Consider the following 439-nt stretch of genomic DNA (forward strand, 5'->3'; position numbering starts at 1 on the left):
GCTTTAGCCAGATCGCTTTGCTTCTGCGACTTGAGCAGGATGTGCCAGCGGTAACGGTTGCGGACCTTGTGCATGGGACACACCACGGGACCGAGAATCTTGAGACTCGAAGCGCTGATCTTGCGCAGTCCCTCACCGACCGCCATTGCGGCCTTCTCGACGAGTGCATCGTCGAGCCCGTCAAAGCGTAGCGAACAGAGTCGGCCCTTGGGCGGATATCCGAGCATGTCGCGTTTGCGGATCTCCTCGCGAATGAACGCGCCGTAGTCGTCGAGTCCGTCCATCGTTTGCAGCGCGACGAAAACCGGATGCTCCGGTTGGAACGTTTGGAGAATGACTTTGCCTTCGCTCTGCGCGCGACCGGCTCGACCGGATACTTGGAGGAGGAGCTGGAGATTTCGCTCGGCGGCTCGAAAATCCGGGACGGCCAGTCCCATTT

Annotated in this window: 1 pseudogene; it reads right to left on the reverse strand. The window is 59.9% G+C overall.

What is annotated here, in order from left to right:
* Positions 1 to 284, reverse strand: a pseudogene (locus tag I6F37_RS40330) (hypothetical protein); the annotation flags it as partial.
* Positions 285 to 439: the final 155 nt, after the last annotated feature.

The organism is Bradyrhizobium sp. NBAIM08, assembly GCF_020193935.1.
Lineage (GTDB): Bacteria > Pseudomonadota > Alphaproteobacteria > Rhizobiales > Xanthobacteraceae > Bradyrhizobium > Bradyrhizobium yuanmingense.